Annotated in this window: 20 protein-coding genes; 10 read left to right on the top strand and 10 right to left on the bottom strand. The window is 55.3% G+C overall.

Going from position 1 to position 19,598, the window contains the following annotated elements:
* Positions 1 to 6: 6 nt before the first annotated feature.
* The 3 genes from thpR (at position 7) to KP814_RS27450 (ending at position 1,926) form a co-directional block, all read left to right on the top strand.
* Positions 7 to 585, top strand: coding sequence for an RNA 2',3'-cyclic phosphodiesterase (thpR, locus tag KP814_RS27440; RefSeq protein ID WP_216739781.1), 579 nt, complete (start codon positions 7 to 9; stop codon positions 583 to 585).
* A gap of 59 nt (positions 586 to 644) precedes the next feature.
* Positions 645 to 1,199 carry a 1-acyl-sn-glycerol-3-phosphate acyltransferase gene (locus tag KP814_RS27445; RefSeq protein ID WP_216739782.1) on the top strand — a complete coding sequence of 185 codons (555 nt, stop codon included), beginning with the start codon at positions 645 to 647 and terminating at the stop codon, positions 1,197 to 1,199.
* Positions 1,200 to 1,314: 115 nt separating this feature from the next.
* Complete coding sequence (locus KP814_RS27450; protein WP_216739783.1) at positions 1,315 to 1,926, top strand: uracil-DNA glycosylase family protein; 612 nt, start codon at positions 1,315 to 1,317, stop codon at positions 1,924 to 1,926.
* Here the strand turns inward: KP814_RS27450 and KP814_RS27455 are convergent.
* From KP814_RS27455 to KP814_RS27475, 5 genes are all read right to left on the bottom strand, one after another.
* Complete coding sequence (locus KP814_RS27455) at positions 1,913 to 2,284, bottom strand: YqcC family protein (protein ID WP_371824097.1); 372 nt, start codon at positions 2,282 to 2,284, stop codon at positions 1,913 to 1,915. The two genes, KP814_RS27450 and KP814_RS27455, sit on opposite strands and share 14 nt — an antisense overlap.
* A 59-nt stretch (positions 2,285 to 2,343) precedes the next feature.
* Entirely contained in the window at positions 2,344 to 3,132 is a 789-nt protein-coding gene (locus KP814_RS27460) for a ParA family protein (protein ID WP_011395816.1), read from the bottom strand.
* Positions 3,133 to 3,231: 99 nt separating this feature from the next.
* Complete coding sequence (gene hda, locus KP814_RS27465) at positions 3,232 to 3,930, bottom strand: DnaA regulatory inactivator Hda (protein WP_216739784.1); 699 nt, start codon at positions 3,928 to 3,930, stop codon at positions 3,232 to 3,234.
* Between the two features lie 36 nt (positions 3,931 to 3,966).
* The gene (locus KP814_RS27470; RefSeq protein WP_253938678.1) at positions 3,967 to 4,554 is read right to left on the bottom strand and encodes a CDP-alcohol phosphatidyltransferase family protein; all 588 of its coding nucleotides are present in this window, start codon (positions 4,552 to 4,554) and stop codon (positions 3,967 to 3,969) included.
* Between the two features lie 148 nt (positions 4,555 to 4,702).
* Complete coding sequence (locus KP814_RS27475) at positions 4,703 to 5,818, bottom strand: DUF2066 domain-containing protein (protein WP_216739785.1); 1,116 nt, start codon at positions 5,816 to 5,818, stop codon at positions 4,703 to 4,705.
* A gap of 296 nt (positions 5,819 to 6,114) precedes the next feature.
* Between KP814_RS27475 and purM the strand changes: the two genes are divergently transcribed.
* The 3 genes from purM to KP814_RS27490 are packed head-to-tail and all read left to right on the top strand — an operon-like array spanning position 6,115 to position 8,684.
* Positions 6,115 to 7,173, top strand: a complete 1,059-nt coding sequence (gene purM / locus KP814_RS27480) for a phosphoribosylformylglycinamidine cyclo-ligase (RefSeq protein WP_216739786.1) — start codon at positions 6,115 to 6,117, stop codon at positions 7,171 to 7,173.
* 2 nt (positions 7,174 to 7,175) lie between these two features.
* A complete protein-coding gene (purN, locus tag KP814_RS27485; protein WP_216739787.1) occupies positions 7,176 to 7,862 on the top strand; it encodes a phosphoribosylglycinamide formyltransferase in 687 nt (228 codons plus the stop codon).
* Between the two features lie 57 nt (positions 7,863 to 7,919).
* Positions 7,920 to 8,684: a DUF3108 domain-containing protein gene (locus tag KP814_RS27490; protein WP_216739788.1), complete on the top strand. Its 765-nt coding sequence runs from the start codon at positions 7,920 to 7,922 to the stop codon at positions 8,682 to 8,684.
* A 63-nt stretch (positions 8,685 to 8,747) separates the two neighbouring features.
* On the opposite strand, the gene KP814_RS27495 is transcribed toward KP814_RS27490, so the two are convergent.
* From KP814_RS27495 to apbC, 5 genes are all read right to left on the bottom strand, one after another.
* Positions 8,748 to 10,004 (bottom strand): valine--pyruvate transaminase, encoded by a 1,257-nt coding sequence (locus tag KP814_RS27495; RefSeq protein ID WP_127972648.1) that lies wholly within the window; start codon positions 10,002 to 10,004, stop codon positions 8,748 to 8,750.
* 179 nt (positions 10,005 to 10,183) lie between these two features.
* Positions 10,184 to 10,780, bottom strand: coding sequence for a YjaG family protein (locus KP814_RS27500; RefSeq protein ID WP_216739789.1), 597 nt, complete (start codon positions 10,778 to 10,780; stop codon positions 10,184 to 10,186).
* Positions 10,781 to 10,857: 77 nt separating this feature from the next.
* Positions 10,858 to 11,514, bottom strand: a complete 657-nt coding sequence (locus tag KP814_RS27505) for a class II aldolase/adducin family protein (protein WP_216739790.1) — start codon at positions 11,512 to 11,514, stop codon at positions 10,858 to 10,860.
* Between the two features lie 88 nt (positions 11,515 to 11,602).
* Entirely contained in the window at positions 11,603 to 12,169 is a 567-nt protein-coding gene (gene dcd, locus KP814_RS27510) for a dCTP deaminase (protein ID WP_216739791.1), read from the bottom strand.
* A 117-nt stretch (positions 12,170 to 12,286) separates the two neighbouring features.
* Entirely contained in the window at positions 12,287 to 13,384 is a 1,098-nt protein-coding gene (apbC, locus tag KP814_RS27515; RefSeq protein ID WP_216739792.1) for an iron-sulfur cluster carrier protein ApbC, read from the bottom strand.
* A 256-nt stretch (positions 13,385 to 13,640) separates the two neighbouring features.
* On the opposite strand from apbC, the gene metG reads away from it, so the two are divergent.
* From metG to rsxC, 4 genes are all read left to right on the top strand, one after another.
* Positions 13,641 to 15,686, top strand: coding sequence for a methionine--tRNA ligase (metG, locus tag KP814_RS27520; protein WP_216739793.1), 2,046 nt, complete (start codon positions 13,641 to 13,643; stop codon positions 15,684 to 15,686).
* Positions 15,687 to 15,917: 231 nt separating this feature from the next.
* Complete coding sequence (rsxA, locus tag KP814_RS27525) at positions 15,918 to 16,499, top strand: electron transport complex subunit RsxA (RefSeq protein ID WP_216739794.1); 582 nt, start codon at positions 15,918 to 15,920, stop codon at positions 16,497 to 16,499.
* Between the two features lie 13 nt (positions 16,500 to 16,512).
* The gene (gene rsxB / locus KP814_RS27530) at positions 16,513 to 17,106 is read left to right on the top strand and encodes an electron transport complex subunit RsxB (protein ID WP_216739795.1); all 594 of its coding nucleotides are present in this window, start codon (positions 16,513 to 16,515) and stop codon (positions 17,104 to 17,106) included.
* A 17-nt stretch (positions 17,107 to 17,123) separates the two neighbouring features.
* The gene (gene rsxC, locus KP814_RS27535; protein ID WP_216739796.1) at positions 17,124 to 19,598 is read left to right on the top strand and encodes an electron transport complex subunit RsxC; all 2,475 of its coding nucleotides are present in this window, start codon (positions 17,124 to 17,126) and stop codon (positions 19,596 to 19,598) included.

The raw sequence follows: 19,598 nt of genomic DNA on the forward strand, positions 1-19,598 counted from the left end.
AACACGATGAGATGCTTTTTCACCCTGGTTCCTCCCCCCTGCGTCAAAGAACGCCTGCTCATGGATATCGAGCGCCTGCGAACGCAGCATCCAGAGTTGTCGCGCCAGTATCGCTGGCAAACAAGGGAGCAACTGCATATCACTCTGCATTTCTTTGCCGACCTTCACCCGGAGGTCGCGCAGCGCCTTGTGGCAGACCTTCGTGAAAGTCTGCTGCATTTCCCATCATTTTCTGTCGCGTTCGAGGCCATTACCCCCTTTCCCAGCGTCCAGCGCGCGGGATACCTGACTGCGCAGATTACAGCCCACGATCGCTTGCTGGCGCTGCATGAACATATTAAGTCCCGCATAGCGCAGGCAGGGGAAGCTGTCGACGAACGTGTTTTTCGCCCTCACCTCACCCTGGCCAGAGGGCGCTCCCGACGTCAGCGCCTGGATTTTCGAGCCAACCTGATCGCTCCGCTCCATTTTGACGTAAAAGCCGTTGAGCTCTACCAGAGCACACAGGGAGAAAACGGCTCCATTTATCACAGTCTGGCGACCATGGACTTAAGTACCCGCTCCGGCGGTTGTGAGTTACAATAGCGGGCTGAAACCCTAAAAGTGGCTTCGATCCACACCATTTTTACCCGGAAATAACAGCGATGTTGTACCTGCTTTCAAAACTTCTTTTCAAATTCAGCGGCTGGACTTACGACGAGAAACCAGAGCTGTGGGAAGACAAGCAAGTGGTGATCGGCTTTCCTCATACCACAAACATGGATGGGGTGCGCATTCTGGCGTTGTTTTGCATCTACCGCCGCAAGCTGCACACACTGGTTAAAAAAGATTTGTTTGTGTGGCCTTTCTCCTGGTTCCTGTCCAAATTCGGCTGCATCCCCGTAGACAGAAGCTCCAAAACCAATCTTGTCGATCAGATGCACCAGGAGTTCGCCAAGCGCGCCACCTTTACACTGGCCATCGCGCCAGAGGCCACCCGCAACAAAATGAAGGAAGAACGCAAACCCATACGCACCGGATTCTGGCATATCGCCAAAGCAGCCGGCGCGCCAATCATCCTGATGATGTCGGACAGCAAACGTAAGCGCGGCCGCATTCTGGGCAAAATCTTCCCATCAGAATCTCTGGGGGACGACCTGCTGAAGATCAAGCAGATATACGCTGATCAAGGAGTGGAAGTTCTAATAGGATCAAGCTGAGTCTCCCAACGAGCCAATACGCGCGCCCTCCCAGGAAAAATCTTCGTTTTATGGATGAGTCGGGTTCGCTAACAACGAAGCCATATTTACCACAAGAAGATGACGCAAAGACGGGATGACTCAAAGAAGGATAGACACAACGGATAATGACAGCGAATTAAACCGACTGTTGCAGGAAGTTCGCGCATGCCGCCTGTGTGAGCGGCATTTGGAGCCCAACCCGGTAGTGAAAGCAGGCTCCAGCGCCCGCCTGATGATCATCGGCCAGGCGCCCGGGACGCGCGTGCACGCCACAGGCATTCCTTGGAACGACCCCAGCGGCGACAGATTGCGGACATGGCTGGGCCTGGACAAAGAGACTTTTTACGATACAAACCAAATCGCCATCATGCCGATGGGTTTTTGCTATCCCGGCAAAGGCCGCAGCGGCGATCTCCCTCCGCGAAAAGAGTGTTACGAGCACTGGCACCACAAAATTCTGGCGCGACTGCCTCGTCTGGAAATGTTTCTAATGGTGGGGCTATATGCGCAACAAGCTTACCTGCCAAACGCCTACAAGAGCCTGTCTGAAAACGTTAAGCACTGGCGCGACTGGTATCCCCGACTGATCCCGCTGCCGCATCCCTCGCCTCGTAATACCCTGTGGTTGAAGCAGCGCCCCTGGTTCGAAGAAGAGGTGATTCCACAAGTGCGGAATCACGTGCACGACTTGCTTAGTTTCGACTGAACCCCTGACCGCCCGCTAATGCGTCCCGCGCATTGTTGATGGCTTCGTCCACCTTGCGCAATGAAGCTAAAAGGCCAGTCACTTTACCCAGCTGCCCTTGATACGCCATTTCCGCCGCCGGCTCAATGCCACTGCGCATAGGCGGCATGGGCGCCCGGAACTCTACAATCACCTTCATGCGCTCAATGAATATAAATTGCAGCCACTCATGGAACTCCAGCGTGTCTGCGCAAAATGGCGTCACACTGGCGAGAGCGTCCTGATGAGGCGGGTCTGCCCGCCACAGGCCTAAATTTCGAAGCTCCATTTCCAGTCCCAACAGGACATCCGCCAACTCTACGTATACTTGATCTGTCACTACTGCTTACTCTTACAACGATTACGTACTCAAAAAATGAATGCCCTGAAACGCGCCGATCAGGCCTCGGACAATACAGACGCTCCCTGAAGCATCGTATGCAATTCCTGAAACTGCTGCGTCAGCGGATGCTTGGGCGCGAAATGTATCAGGGGCTCATGCGCCTGATGAGACTCTTTCATCTTCACGGAGGCGTTCAGGCGCACCGGTAGTACAGGCAAACCTTCTTCCTTCATGGACTCAATAATCTGCGTCGGCAGATTCGCTCGCGGTTGAAACTGATTCGCGACAATCCCTTCCACTTTCAGGTCTTTGTTGTGGTCCTCCTGCAAATCTTGGATCTCTCCAAGAATGGAGTACAGGGCCTGCCGGGAGAAGTCGTCGCAATCAAAGGGAATCAAGCACCGCTGGGCGGCGATTAACGCCGATCGGGTGTAAAAATTCAAGGCTGGAGCGGTATCAATATAAATTCGGTCGAAGACATCGCCCAACTTCACCAGCGCATCACGCAGCTTATAGATCTTGTGCCGCGCTTCCAGTTTACGCTCCAGAAACTCCAGCTCGGGACTGGCGGGCATGACGAATAGATTGGGATAACGGGTGGCGTGAATGAAATCGTCCACCTTCTTATTGAATAAGTTGAAGGCCATGGTCTGCTCAAAGAAGTCCGCCACCGTATCCTTCAATTCCATGACGTTGCGGCTCAGCAGATAAAGGCTCGAATTGCCTTGCGGGTCCAGATCCACGACCAAGGTCTTGGAGCCCTGCGCGGCGCTGATGGCGGCCAGATTACAGACAATGCTGGATTTACCCACTCCGCCTTTTTGATTAAAGACCACTCTGCGCATAATCCCCCCGCTTATTTTTATATCCTGAAAATTCTTACTGATCAGGGGGGATTTTGCCAGCCAAACAGGCAAAAAGTTAGACCTAAAGGATTAGAAGGGTCACCAATTCATCACAGATTTGACGAAAGGCACGGTTATGGGGCGCTTTTCCACCAGGGAGGCCTTGTCCAGACGCTCCAGAATCAGGGAAAGAGAACTTAAATCCCGTGGGGCGCGACGCATAATGTATTGCTTAACTTCATCTGAAAGACGAAAACCAATATTGGCCGCCTTGATATCCAGAACATTGATGCGCTGCACCTCGTCCAGCTCAGGAAGGCGCACGCACTCTCCCCAGGCCAGACGGGTCTTTAGGTCTGGCAGCAAAAATGGGGTCTGGGAAGGCGCTTCCGCCGACGTAATCAGCCACTTGCAACCGCGATCGCGACAACGATTGAACAAGTGGAACAGTGCCTCTTCCCACTCCGGCTGCCCGGCGATAGCGTCAATGTCATCGAAACACAGCACATCGAAAGACTCCAACCCGGCCAGCACATCCACGCCAAAGTCCGCGTATTCGCGCAAAGACAGATAAAAGCATTTCGCGTTGTGGAAGCCGTTGCAAGCCGCCATCAGAAGGTGGGTTTTACCTTGAGCGGAAGCGCCGCAGATGGAAAACACAGTATCTTCAGACACAGTGAGAAAGCGTTGAATGGACTGCACCACAACGCCGGAGGGAGGCTCGAAAAAGTTTTCCAGCGTAGCGCTTTCGCCATTCGACAGCCGCAGCGCCATTTGTGTGTTTTCTGATTTCCGCATCTTCTACGCAAAGTCTAATAAGCAGTTACAGCGCCGTCACTTGGCCAGTCCGTTGCGAGCGCGATAAAATCTGCCTCCCCACAGAATCACGTAGTGCGCGCCACTGATGCAACTGGTCAGCGCGACAACCCAGACTCCGCCCTCAAGAGCCCATGGAGGCATGGCTATTCCCGCGAGATTCAAAATCACCGCAAGGATAAAGGTAATCTGGCTCAGCGTACTGAGCTTGCCCCACAGCGAGGGCTGCATTTTATAGGCGCCGACCAATTTGTGGTAGGTCAACGCTCCCGCCACTATGATCACATCCCGCGCGAAGACCAACAAGGTCAACCAAAGTGGTAGAACCTCATTGTAAGTCAGCACGATAAACACCGTGACCAGCAGAGCTTTATCCGCCAATGGGTCGGTTACGGCGCCGAAACGACTCGACCATTTACAGGCCCGCGCCAGGAAACCATCCAAGGCATCGGAGACGCCTGCGACAAAAAACAGCCACATAGCTTCCCGATATAGCTCACGGGCCAGGCAATACGCGATCGGCCCAACCAGGAAAATGCGCAACACGGTTATGACATTAGGAATATGTCGCCACTCTAATCGCAAATCCTGCTTTCCTCCGGCCATGAAAAAATCTGAAGTTATCCGGAAACTTGTTGCGTCGTCATTCCGTGTGACGGCCCGGCGTACGGGCGTTGTATTAATTCAATACTGCTCTGGTTCAGACTTGGCCATAAGGACCGTGACAAGGAAAGCGCCACGATCTCTATTCGGCCTAGCGGTCGCCGGCCCACGAATAATAGAGTCTGCGTCCAACCTCTTGCTGAGTGGAAGAGCCTAACTCAGGACGCAGTCTTGGTTGTAGCGCCAGATGCTCAGCCAGCTGTTCAGGATAACCGTTCAGCTTCAACTGAAAACGCACGATGTCCTCGCCAACATACACAGGCTCCGCTTTCTTCACAGGAGCTAGTTGACGCATATACTTGAGAATATCCGCATAAGCGCGGAAATCCGTCACATTCGACACCTCTACGGTTACTTCATCGCCCTGGGCGTCCGCTCCCAGGTTAACCGCATACTTATGAGCCAGCGACAGCGCGACGGACTCCATCATCTTATCCGCCATGGCGCTGATGGTGTCCGCTTCGACACTTTCTTCCGCGATCTTCTGGCCGCTGACGCGCAACTGCCACAAGCCGCTCCAGCGGCCGCTCCTCGGATAGGCGCGCACCATCAGGATTGAGTCATGACTGTAACGCGTGGAGGACGCCTCAACAGGCTCCGCGAAAAAGCCCCACAAATCCGACGTATTCAGACTGGACGCATCCTGCAGATCCATCAGCGGCAACAATAGAGGCACGCCCCAACGCTGCGCGGAATATTTCACCGCAGCCACCAAGTGATGCGAAGCGCCTTCGCCCAGGATTTCACGCCCGCGATCGCCTTCCACCGCCATCCATACCAATACTTGCGGCCGATTGCGACCCCATACAGGGACTTTGTACTGACTGAGCAGATTCTCAAACCCCTGTGCGGAGTAGTGCGCTTTTAATACAAGCAGACGACGCGGACCGGAACCTGAATCCACCACCGCGTACCCATAACTGTATTCTTCCAACAGACGCGGCGCCTGCTCCGCCAGCACCGCCGCATCCAGCACATTGCGCCACCTACTGTTACCTGCGACGCGATCCATAACCATGCCTGCGCCTTTCTCAACAGCCTCGGCGCGCTCTTTCGGGTCCTGCCCGGAAACCGGCACTTCCACGTCATAGATGTCGCTGATCGCGACAGCATGGACATAACCGCACAGAAAGAATAAAGATAAAAACGACAGTATCCGGCGTTTCAGGACGATCGCCCGGAACAACAATCTAGCGGCCTGTTTCAAGCCATCCTCCCGTATTTTTCAAACTACGGACGACCCGACGATATGACCCGGGAGCGCCCTTTTCGCCCCTTCCGCCACAGTATCGCCAGACGGGTGATTTACGGAGCCTAAGCACGACAGGCAAGGATACACCATTTAACTTTTCTCCACTATTAAAGCCGATTAACTTCAATACGGGCCACGTCTCGCTCGAATAGCCGCTACGACTTATTGTTTACTGCATTGGCGCTGGGGGAACTGGGCTGTTAAAATACGCCTCCTTTCCGTGGACCTACGCTATAGGGCAGACACCTATTATGACCGCTTCCAATGACAAGCCTTCTTTAAGTTATCGTGACGCTGGGGTTGATATCGACGCTGGCAATGCGCTGGTGCAGCGCATCAAGGGCGCCGCACAGGCGACTCGCCGTCCGGAAGTGATGGCCGGACTCGGCGGATTCGGCGCCCTGTTCGAACTGCCGAAAGGCTATCAGGAGCCGGTTCTGGTTTCCGGCACCGACGGCGTGGGCACCAAGCTGCGGCTGGCCATGCAAATGAACAAGCACGACACCATCGGCATCGACCTGGTGGCTATGTGCGTCAACGACCTGATCGTACAAGGCGCAGAACCTTTGTTCTTCTTGGACTACTACGCCACCGGCAAATTGTCCGTTGACGTAGCGGCGACCGTCGTCACTGGCATCGGCGAAGGCTGTCGTCAAGCAGGCTGCTCCCTGGTCGGCGGCGAAACCGCAGAAATGCCCGGCATGTACGAAGGCGACGACTATGATTTGGCGGGCTTCTGCGTTGGCATCGTGGAAAAATCCAAAATTATCGACGGCAGTCTGGTCAAACCCGGCGACGTGCTGCTTGGACTGGCCTCTTCCGGCGTTCACTCTAATGGCTACTCCCTGGTGCGTAAAATCGTGGAAGTCAGTGGCGCTGATTTGAACCAGCCGTTTGGCGACGCCACCCTGGGCGAAACACTGCTTGCGCCTACTCGCATCTACGTTAAACCATTGCTGGAGCTCATCCGTCAGACTCCTGTCCACGCGCTTTCCCATATCACTGGCGGCGGCCTGCTGGAAAACCTGCCCCGCGTACTGCCTGCGCACTCAAAGGCTGTGGTCGACGTCAGCGCCTTCGAAATCCCCGCCCTGTTCAACTGGTTGCAGGAAAACGGCAACGTCGCCTGGAACGAAATGTTCCGCACCTTCAACTGCGGCATCGGCATGGTGGTCTGCGTACCCGCGGACAGCGCCGAAAAAGCGCAGGAATTGCTGAGCGCAGCGGGAGAAACTGTGTTCCGTCTGGGAACCATTGAAGCCCACACGGAAGAAGAACCTGTCGTCGAAATGAAAGGCCTGGTTGACTGAGCGTGACTATTGCAACTGAATCCGCGCCGCGGCGAATCGTCGTTTTAATTTCCGGTTCCGGCAGCAATTTGCAAGCGCTGCTGGACGCCGTCATCGCAGATACCGTTCACGGCGAGATTGTCAGTGTCATCAGCAACAAAGGGGACGCCTACGGCCTTGAGCGCGCCGCCAAGGCGGGCGTTCCCACGACAGTGATCGACCATAAACAGTTTGCAACCCGCACTGATTTTGACCAGGCGCTGATGGCGGAGATAGATCGTCACACTCCTGATCTGGTGGTGCTGGCGGGCTTCATGCGCATTCTCACAGTCGAGTTTGTGCGCCACTATCATGGTCGCATGCTCAACATACACCCTTCATTGCTGCCCAAATATCAAGGGCTCAACACGCACCAAAGAGCGCTTGAAGCCGGCGACTCCGCACACGGCGCCACCGTGCACTTTGTCACGGAGGAGCTGGACGGCGGCCCCAACATTATCCAGGCGGTCGTTCCCGTTCTGCCCGGCGACGACCCCAAACGCCTTGCGGATCGCGTGCAGTTGCAGGAGCACCTTATCTACCCGCAAGCCGTGCGCTGGTTCTGCGAAGGCAGGCTGGTCATGCGCGACGAGCGCGCCTATCTGGATGACGCCGAACTTCCTCCCGCCGGATTACAAATCAGCAATGCGATAACGCCTGGGGACGCTTGATCCCAGGCGCCTGAGCGCTTAATGTTGACCTGTCAGTTAAACAACGGAGAACCATATATGCGGGGACACCTCAGGGCGCTCGCAGATACACTAAGGCTTCCTGTTGCATGTTCGTTATTTTTGGTAGCGGCCTCTGCAGTAACAGCGCCGAGTCAGGCCTACGCAAATCAGGAGTTAATCCCCACCAAGGCGGAATATAAGGCTTCCTACAAGAAAGGCATTCCCATTCGCGGCACCGCCGTTAGGGAGTTGAAACAGCTTGAGGATGGCTCCTGGTCGTACAATTTCGATGTTAACTCGTTTATCGTGGATATTAACGAACGCGTTAATTTCCAATGGGTTAACGACTACATCCGCCCCACCAACTACTCCTATGAACGGAGCGGCTGGGTCAAGGACAAGAAAGCTACCGTGGACTTCGACTGGACTAAGATGTCCGTTCGCAACAATGTTGAGAACAAGCCATGGAGCATGACCATTCCAGAGCAGACACTGGACAAGCTCAGCTACCAGTTACAGCTACGTCTGGACTTGGCGAAAGGAATAACCGACCTGACTTATAAGGTCGCAGATGGCGGACATCTCAAGGAATTCGTCTTCAGTGTGGTCGGCGAAGAAAAGCTGGATACCCGCCTGGGGAAAATTGACTGCATCGTCGTGGAAAAAGTTCGCAAGCCGGACAGCGACCGCCAAACCCGCCTCTGGTTCGCTAAGGACTGGAATTACCTGCTGGTGCAAATGGTGCAGATTGAACCGGATGGAGAGAAGTACGAAATCTATCTGGAAAAGGCCAAAGTGGGCGACCGGGTAATCAAACCTTAAGCATCACTCTTTATTACTCATCCGTGCCGGGCGAAAGCACTCGCCCAGCATGGATTTCATCAATCAGGACTTTTCAGCGTAAAGGCGCCGGATCTCTTCCGCCATAATCTTCAAGCCCTTCTCCACTAACTCTTCGTCCTGCGAATAAGTAATACGCAGACACTCATGAGTATGCTCCCACTCTTCCTGCAATCCCGGGAAGAAATAGTGGCCAGACACCACCAACACGCCTTTTTGTTTCAGGCGCTGGTAAAGCTCATGGCTGGAAAGCGGGAAATCGCGCAACCATAGCCACAGGAACATAGCCCCTTCCGCTTTGTGCAATGCAAATGGCAATCCATCCAACTCGCGATGCAGCGTCGCCACCGCCTTCTCCGCCTTGGCCTGATAGCATGGCTTAACCACTTCACGACTGATTCGCAGAATTTCGCCGCTACGGACAAAGTCTTTGGTCAACATGGCGCCGAAGCTGCCCGGAGCCAGATTAACGATCGCATTAACCGACGCCACAGCTTTGATGATTTCCGGCTGGGCGATCACGATACCCGTTCTTACCGCTGGCAAGCCCAGCTTGGACAGGCTCAAACACAGAATCAAATGCTCATCCCAAACGGGTTTGGCGTCGATGTACACCAAGTCAGGGAATGGCAGGCCGTAGGCGCCGTCGACAATAAGCGGCACGTCATGCTCTTTCGCCATCGCGATCAAGCGCGCCATTTCATTGTCGGTCAGTACATTGCCCGTAGGGTTGGTCGGACGGGATACGCACATCGCGCCGACGTTCTCATCAATATTGAGATGGTCAAAGTCAACGTGGTATTTAAAAGTATGCTCATCCAGCATTTCGATGGTCGGCTTGGATGAGATAAAGAAATCTTCGCTGAGCCCAGCGTCCGCATAGCCAATGTATTCTGGCGTCATCGGCAGCATGATGCGCTTATGTCCGCCATCGGGATAGCGACCAGCAAACATGTTGAAGAGAATAAAAAAGGCGGACTGACTGCCATTGGTAAGGGCGATGTTTTCCGGCTTGATCGGCCAGCCGTACTCCCGGCTCAGCAACTCGGCCAGCGCGGAGATAAATTGCTTCTCACCCTGAGGCGGATCATAGATGCCTGTCAACTTACGGAATTCGTCTGCATCAGCGCTAATGCGCGCCAACTGGTCTTGAAACGCGGCTTGCACTTCGGGGATGTTGCCTGGGTTGCCACCCCCCATCATGATCATGTCGCCTCCGGCAAGGGCGTTCCCCAAATCCTCCATTAACGAATTGATGCCAGCTTCCCTGGTAAACTTGGTTCCAAATTCCGATAACAACATGACACTCCCCTTACGCTCGACTCATTATTTTAATGGCGTCCGACGACCGGAAAACTTCGCCGGCCAGATTTAGTTTAAGGCTTTTTCCCGCAGAGAACCTCCACGGGGAGCGTCAGAGACTACAATTTTTAGCTGAATGCAGACAATTGTATTTTTACGGATGCGCCTGCTGACCGCGCTTATCCATCCAGAGAGATGCCGATATTACTCACGCCCCCCTGGCGACTCAACTTACGTATCTCCGCCAACCCCTCGGCAGTAGGCGCGCGCAGCTCCTGCAGTTTGGCGTATAGCTCATCGTGAAATGCTAATTCATCCTTCACCAAGGGATGCTTATCCCACAAGGCCACCAGATCGTCGTCGGAAAGCCCCTCGCCTTCGGAAAACTCAACAAAATCCGTCACCGTGCGGAAAGAGATTTCAGAAGCTTCACGCGCCTTTTTGCTTTTCTCATCATCCCACAACTGCAGTCCCAGCAGGAGCAGTTGCGCCCAGTCAGACGCTGGGCGCGCGCCATAGGAGTCAATATCTCCAAGTTGATCGAGGAACTCTTCCAGCTTTTCCACGTAGGGCAAAGTTTTTAGCTTGGCGTTTTCCTGCACCGTTTTCCACAATGCGCCCAGAACCCCTTTCACTTCGCGGGACAGCGTCAACTCCTGAGACTCGACGAACAACTTCAGGTTCGGGGTCGCCCGCTCCGCCAGAGATAAGACAAATACCACTTGCCGCCAGCCGCGCAGACTTTCGAGTTTTTTAAAATGCTTTAAAGACGCCACCAGGAGTCTCCTTACCGGGAATAGTTAGTCAGAGTTAAATGAATGAGCCGAATACTTCGGCTCCAGTATAAGGGAAATCAAAGACGGCGGTTGCCGCCGGGTGAGGTTGGAACGCCAAATATAGCCTGATGATGGGCGTTCAAAATAATGCCGGTCGCCGCTCTCAACGAGGACCCGAACGCCACCACGCCATCCTGATGTCCCAACATGACAAAAACGCCGGGCGTCTTCAGCTTGCCGTCACGCCACAATGACTTAATGGCGTTGACCAGATCCATACTGCCGTACTCCGCACTCTCCGGCGTGGTCGTCAGACCAAGAGCCGCTGCGTTATGCCAGATTTCCGGCGAATGCACATGCGCCACCGCCTTGATCTCGGGGTCAAGCGCATACAACAACGCATGGGTCAGGGATTCTGAGGAAGGTTTGATTTCACCGAGGGAGGTCAGGCGATTGGCGTCCACCTCAGCTTCCGTCACCAGCGCATACTGGTTCGCCTCAAGATGAGAGACGCCTCCCGTCTGGCTTCCCGTGACGATAAAGGCGCTCTCTGGACCGGTTCTCATACTGATGTTGCCGTAACCCAGGCCGTCATAACGAAATGGGTCTTGCCCAATCAGGCCATGCTCAAATAGCACGCCTCGCCAGGCTTCCAGCTCGCTAAGATCCAATTGCTCAGGCAGCGGTTGCTGCGTGTGCCGCAGATCAAATTTAATGACACCCTCTTGCGCCATGTTGCGAACCAATTCGTCAGAGAGACACCAACACCGCAGGCGGCGAACCGACCCATCGTCGGCGCAGCGCCTGCATCATAGAAAGGAATCAGGCTTTCGGCAGAGTAACGCCGACTTGTCCCTGATACTTGCCGCCGCGGTCTTTGTAGCTGACGTCGCACACTTCATCAGATTCAAAAAACAGCATCTGCGCCACACCTTCGTTGGCGTAGATTTTCGCGGGCAGATTGGTCGTGTTGGAGAACTCCAATGTCACGTGCCCTTCCCACTCCGGCTCAAGCGGAGTGACGTTGACGATAATGCCGCAACGGGCGTAAGTTGATTTGCCCAGACAGACGGTCAGCACATTGCGGGGAATACGGAAATATTCCACTGTGCGCGCCAGGGCGAAAGAATTGGGAGGAATAATGCACACGTCCCCGACGAAATCCACAAAACTCTTCGAATCAAAGGCCTTGGGATCAACGGTGACAGAATGGACATTGGTGAAAATTTTAAATTCGTTACTGCAGCGGACATCGTAGCCATAACTGGAAACGCCGTAAGAGATGATCTTGCCATTCTCCGACTCGCGCACTTGGTTCCCTTCGTACGGCTCGATCATGCCATGCTCCAGGGACATTCTACGAATCCACTTATCCGACTTAATCGCCATAACTCTTACTCATTCTGCACAGGTTGATCGATAAGCGCGCAATCATACATGGATAGCCGGTTTTAGACAAAGGTCCCATGCCGGAACAGCGCGCTATATCAACTATATAACGGGACATCAGTCCGATTTGATAATGATTTCAGGAAACATTTGCGCCTGATTTTTGGCCCGCTGCGACAATATCGCTCCCAGCTTGCGCGCAATATCCCGATAAATCAGGCCGACCTCGGAATCCGGCTCTGCCGCTACCGTTGGCGACCCTGAATCTGTTTGCTCCCGGATGGTCATGTGCAAAGGCAATTGTCCCAGCAGTTCCGTATCGTACTCTTCCGAGACGCGTTCGCCGCCGCCAGCGCCAAACAGGGGCTCGTGATGGCCGCAGTTGCTGCAGATATGAATACTCATGTTTTCCACGACGCCCAGCACTGGAATATCCACTTTACGGAACATTTCTATGCCCTTCTTGCAATCCAGCAGCGCAATATCCTGCGGCGTGGTGACAATCACTGCGCCGGTCACCGGCACTTTTTGCGCCAGCGTGAGCTGAATGTCGCCAGTGCCGGGAGGCATATCCACGATCAGATAATCCAGATCTTCCCACAGGCTTTGCGTCAGCAATTGCAGAAGCGCGCCGCTGACCATGGGTCCGCGCCACACCATCGGCGTTTTCTCCGTCACCAGAAACGCCATGGACATCACCTGCATGCCATGGGCGCGAATCGGGATGAAGAACTGACCGTCCTGCACATCCGGACGGGAGCCGTCGGCCACGCCCAGCATCATGCCCTGGCTGGGACCGTATATATCGGCGTCCAGCACGCCCACCCTGGCGCCTTCTTTCTGCAGCGCCAACGCCAGATTCACGGCGGTGGTGGATTTCCCCACGCCGCCCTTGCCGGAGGCGACCGCAATGATGTTTTTCACGCTTTTGATATTTTGCAGATTGCGCTGCGCCTGATGCGGCAGGATTTTCCAGCCGACGTTCACCTCTGAGCGCTCCACGCCATCCACATCCTCAATCGCCAAACCGACGATCTGCTTCAGCCCGCCGGCGACGCCCGCCGCCGGGTAGCCCAGCTCCACTTCCAGCTTGACGGTATCCCCTTGAATATCCAGTGACTTTACCGCTTCGATAGCGAAAAGATCTTCCTTCAGATAGGGGTCCTTATAGCCCTTTATGGCGGCTTCCACTGCAGATCTGTCAATGCTGCTCATTCTGTTCTCCGGAAAAGGTGGGATATATAGAGGAAAGATGGGGCAATACTATACTGAATCAGTATGGTTTTATTCAATTTAATCGCGCCCGGCAGGATGAAAATCAGGCTTCCAAACGGTATCATATGCGCCCCTCGCGGGAATCCTGATGACGACATCCGTCCCGCGTTTTGTCACCATCGCCGACGCACCAGCGTCGACGGCTATTGTCCATGGCTTGGCGACAAGCCTTATATGAGTAATAACGGAAAGAATTATGTCCGGAGAGCCTAGAAAAATTCTCGTCACAAGCGCTTTACCGTACGCGAACGGCCCTATTCACCTGGGGCATCTGTTGGAATACATCCAGACCGATATCTGGGTGCGCTTCCAGAAGCTTCGCGGCAATCAATGCACCTATGTCTGCGCGGACGACGCGCACGGCACAGCGATCATGCTTAAAGCCGAGCAGATGGGCATTACTCCGGAGCAACTGATCGATCAGGTCAACGCCGACCACCGTCGCGATTTCGCAGAATTTCTGATCGAGTTCGACAATTATTACTCCACGCACTCGGAAGAAAACCGGGAGCTGTCATCCTATATTTACAAGGCCTGTCTGGACGCGGGTAAGATCGCCACGCGCACTATCACCCAGGCTTACGACCCGGAAAAAAACCTGTTCCTGGCCGACCGTTTCATTAAAGGGACCTGCCCCAAATGTAAAGCGGAAGACCAGTACGGCGATAACTGTGAGGTCTGCAGCAGCACTTACACGCCCGCCGAGCTGATCAATCCCCGTTCCGCCATTTCTGGCGCGACGCCCATTGAAAAAGAGTCCACCCACTTCTTCTTCAAACTGCCTGACTTCCAGGAATTCCTGCAGAAGTGGACACGCAGCGGAACCCTGCAACCGCAGATCGCCAACAAGCTGGCGGAGTGGCTGGACGCTGGCCTGCAGGAGTGGGACATCTCTCGCGACGCGCCCTATTTCGGCTTCGAGATTCCAGATCAACCCGGCAAGTTCTTCTACGTCTGGCTGGACGCGCCGATTGGCTACATGGCGAGCTTCAAGAATCTGTGCGCGCGTCGCGCGGATCTGGACTTCGACGAATACTGGAAGAAAGACTCCACCGCCGAGCTGTATCACTTCATCGGCAAGGACATCATCAACTTCCACGCGCTGTTCTGGCCATCCATGCTGAGCTGCGCCGACTTCAGAACGCCCAGCGCCGTTTATGCGCATGGTTTTGTGACGGTGGACGGGGCCAAAATGTCCAAATCCCGCGGCACCTTCATCATGGCGCGGACTTATCTGGAGCACCTGAATCCGGAGTACCTGCGTTATTACTTCGCCGCCAAGTTGACCTCCAACGTGGACGATCTGGATTTGAACCTGCAGGACTTCACGCTGAAAGTGAATGCTGACCTGGTTGGTAAGCTGGTCAATATCGCCAGCCGTTGCGCCAAGTTCATCACCAAAGCAGGAGGCAAACTGTCGTCTCAGATCAGCGAGCCTGAATTGGTTGAACAGTTCCTGTCCAAATCCGACTTTATCGCCCAGGCGTACGAAGATCGCGAATTTGGCAAAGCGGTGAGAGAAATCATGGCGCTGGCCGACCTGGCCAACAAGTACATCGATGAAAAAGCGCCCTGGAAACTGGCGAAGGAAGAAGGCAAAGAACAGGAAGTGTTGGACGTCTGCTCTGTCGGCGTGAACCTGTTCCGCATCCTGATCACCTATTTGGCCCCAGTGCTGCCAGGCGTCGCTGCGGCTTCCGCAGAATTCCTGAACGCGCCCATCGTCTGGAACAAACCGTTGCAGCCGCTGACCGACCATGCCGTCAATGAGTTCAAGGCAATGATCTCCCGGGTTGATCCAAAGGCTGTGGACGCCATGGTGGAAGCCTCTAAAGACAACATGGCGCAGGCGCCAAAAGACAACGGCAAAGCGAAAAAGGATAAGAAAGAGGCGAAATCCGAAGAGGAGATTGCGCCAACGATCAAGTTCGACGACTTCGCCAAGATCGACCTGCGCATTGCTAAAATCGTCTCCGCAGAGCATGTAGAAGGCGCAGACAAACTGTTGCGCCTGCAACTGGATATCGGCAGTGAACAACGTCAGGTATTCGCTGGCATCAAATCCGCCTACGCGCCGGAAGATCTGGTGGGCCGCTTGACGGTCATGGTCGCCAACCTGGAGCCGCGCAAGATGAAGTTCGGCATGTCCGAAGGCATGGTGCTGGCGGCGGGCCCTGGCGGCAAAGACATCTGGTTGTTGCAGCCGGACAGCGGCGCGCAGCCGGGCATGCAGGTTAAATAACCGACACAACGGCGCTTTCAGGCGCCGTTTTGCTGCGCTGGCTCAAATTTGCGCTAAATCCGCGCAAGAGCGACTGGCGCAGCCTTGAACGCACTGCAACACAACCAGATAATAACCGCCAGAGCCAGGGAATTCCGGGAGCTGGCGAGCTGTTGCGCGGCGGGCTTCCATAAGCGACGCTTTGGATAGCATTAGGATAAAGCTGGTGAAGATCCTGAATAAGAGGCGCTGATGACTGAATACCTGTTGATACTGGTGAGCACCATACTGGTCAACAACTTCGTACTGGTCCAATTCCTGGGCTTGTGCCCTTTCATGGGCGTGTCCAACAAACTGGAAACCGCCATGGGCATGTCCCTGGCCACCACCTTCGTGTTGACGCTGTCCTCGTTGTGCAGTTATCTGGCACACGAATACCTGCTGGCGCCTCTCGGCATGGAATTCCTGAAAACCATTACGTTTATTCTGGTGATCGCAGTCGTCGTCCAGCTCACGGAAATGGTGATCAAAAAAACCAGTCCCCTGCTGTATCGCGTCCTGGGTATTTTTCTACCGCTGATCACCACTAACTGCGCCGTGCTTGGCGTCGCGCTGTTAAACATCAAAAAGCAGAATGATTTCATGGAGTCGATCCTGTACGGGTTCGGCGCCGCTGTCGGTTTCTCCCTGGTGCTGACGCTGTTTTCCGCCATGCGTGAACGCATCGCCGCCGCCGATGTGCCTGAACCGTTCAAGGGCGGAGCCATCGGGATGATCACCGCCGGCCTGATGTCGCTGGCGTTCCTGGGCTTCACCGGCCTGGTTAATATCTAGAGGCCTTCCGCAGATGAGTATTGTCGTCATAGCCGTATTGGCGCTCTCCGCGCTGGCGCTTACCTTCGGAGCCGTGCTTGGCTTCGCCTCCGTTAAATTCAAAGTGGAAGGCAATCCCATCGTCGACCAGATCGACAGCCTGTTGCCGCAAACCCAATGCGGACAGTGCGGTTACCCCGGCTGCCGCCCTTATGCGGAAGCTATCGCCAACGGCGACGCCATCAATAAATGCCCTCCCGGCGGCGAAGCCACCATCACCGCCCTGGCGGACCTGTTGGATGTGGAAGTGGTACCGCTGGATTCCGAACACGGTGAAAGCAAAGGCAAACAGGTGGCCTATATTCGCGAAGATGAGTGCATCGGCTGCACCAAATGCATCCAGGCCTGTCCGGTGGACGCCATTCTCGGCGCGGCCAAACAGATGCATACAGTGATCGTCAGCGAATGCACGGGGTGCGACCTGTGCGTCGATCCCTGTCCTGTGGACTGCATAGATATGATTCCCGCCCCCAGCGGCATCCGCGATTGGGCCTGGGATATGCCCAAGCCGCCGACGAATAACGGCGCGATCATCGCGACAGATCAGAATAACGGTATGGCGGCGTGAGGAAGTAAGGCCTGAGCATGAGACAAATCTGGGATTTCCACGGCGGCGTACACCCTCCGGAAAATAAAAGCCAATCCACCAGCCGACCGATTCGCAAGGCGACGCTGCCGAGAACGCTGATACTCCCCCTGAGCCAGCATATTGGTCAGCCCGCCAAAGCCCTGGTGGCGCCAGGCCAAAAAGTGTTGAAGGGCGAAGTCGTCGCCGCAGCGGAAGGACCGGTCAGCGTAGCGGTTCATGCATCTTCTTCCGGCACCGTGACAGCCGTTGAAAGACGTCCCGTACCCCACCCTTCCGGCCTCAGCGATATCTGCATAGTAATTGAGACGGATGGAGAAGACGCCTGGACGCACCTGACGCCATGCGAAGACTATCGGTCACTTAGCCCAGAGCAGCTGCTGGAGCGTGTTCGTCAGGGCGGTATCGCCGGTATGGGCGGCGCAGGGTTTCCCACAGCGATCAAGCTGCACCCGCCTCGTAACGACAAGGTCAATGCGCTGATATTAAATGCGGCGGAATGCGAACCTTACATCACCGCCGATGACATGTTGATGCGGGAACGCGCCGACGAAGTCATACGCGGCATGGAAATCATGGCTCAGCTTTTGGAGCCTGAAGAGTGCCTGATCGGCATCGAAGACAATAAGCCGGCCGCCATCGCCGCACTGAAGCAAGCCGCCTCCGGCACTCATATCGAAGTAGTTGTGATTCCCACCAAATATCCCTCCGGCGGAGAAAAGCAACTGATCAAAATCCTGACTGGCCTGGAAGTGCCCCACGGCAAGATCCCCGCTGATATCGGCGTGATGTGCCAAAACGCAGGCACCGCTGCGGCAGTGTACCGCGCGGTCCGTTTCGGCGAGCCGCTGATTTCTCGCATCACCACAGTGACAGGCGACGGCGTCGCTACGCCCGGTAATTTTGAAGTTTTATTAGGCTCGCCCATGTCCGACCTGTTGCAACAGGCGGGATTCGACGCGAGCAAAACGGATCGCCTGATCATGGGCGGCCCTATGATGGGGTTCACCTTAACGGATCCAAACTTGCCGCTGGTGAAAACCAGCAATTGCATTATGGCGGTGTCGGCCAAGGAGTTTCCCAGACCCGATCCCGCTCAGGCCTGTATTCGTTGCGGCCTTTGCGCCGAAGCTTGTCCCGCTGAACTGCTGCCACAACAGCTCTACTGGTTTGCCAAAGCACAGGAATTCGACAAGGCGGAGAACTATAACCTGTTCGACTGCATCGAGTGCGGCGCCTGCTCTTACGTCTGCCCCAGCAGCATTCCGCTGGTGCAATATTACCGCTACGCCAAGAATCAAATTCGGGTGACAGCGCAGGAGCAGCAGAAATCCGACAAGGCGCGTGAGCGTTTCGAATTCCGACAAGCCCGCCTTGAACGCGAGAAAGAAGAGAAAGAAGCCAAGCGCAAGGCCCGTGCGGAAGCCGCAGCTAAAGCGCAGGCGGAAAAGGTGGCCCAGCAACAGGATGCGCCGGCGGAAGTAGATCCGAAGAAAGCGGCGATAGAAGCCGCTATCAAGCGCGCCCAAGCCAAGCGCGCACCGGCTCCCGCCCAGGCCCAGGCCCAGGCCCAGGTCAATATCGCGGAATTGCAGACCAATGTGGACAAGGCCAGGGAGAAGCTGGAAAAAGTGCGCGAGACGCTGGCGGAATCCGATGGGGCCAATGCCGCCATGCAGGAAAAGCTAAGCAACGCGATCGCAAAAAACGAAGAACGCCTGGCGGCGGCGGAAAAAGCCCTTCACGACGCCCAGAACTCTGCGCAAGGGACGCCAGCCGCTTCAAACGCAACGCCAGCGACACAGGCGGACCCAGAGCAACAGGCGCGCGCTATCGCCCGCACCCGGGACAAGATAAAGACTCTGACGCAAGCGATAGAAGCCTGTCGCGAGACGGACCCGCAGCGTGCGGCGCAATTGACCGAAACCGTGGAGAAAACCAAGGCGAAGCTGGCGGAGTTGGAAGCAGAGTCAGCCCCAACGGATAAAGCAATCGATAAACCGCCGGAGCCCAACCTGGAAGAACTGACGTCGCAGGTTGAAAAAGCCCGCGACAAGTTGAGCATGATGCAGGGCATGCTGGACGACGCCAGAGCGGAGCAGCCGGCGGACGAAGCCAAAATCGCCAAATTGCAGCGCGCAGTGGAAAAGAACCAGGACCGTTTGGCCGCAGCGCAAAAAACGCTGGAAGAAGCCCGGACACAGGCTAGCGGCGCTGGCGTCAAAGCAGCCTCGCCAGAGGAAATCGAGGCTCTGACCTCTGCGCTGGAGAAAGCGCAGGATAAACTCGCCATGATGCAGAACATGCTCAGCGAAGCCCAACAGGAGTCCCCTATGGACGAGGCGAAAGTGGCGAAGTTATCCAGAGCGGTGGAGAAAAATCAAGATCGGGTCGCCGCCGCCCGCGCCACACTTAACGAAGCTCGCGGCGACGCGGCGGAAAATCAGACCAGCACTGACGGAGCGGGCGCTTAA

The sequence above is a fragment of the Hahella sp. HN01 genome (genome assembly GCF_018986435.1).
Taxonomy (GTDB): domain Bacteria; phylum Pseudomonadota; class Gammaproteobacteria; order Pseudomonadales; family Oleiphilaceae; genus Hahella.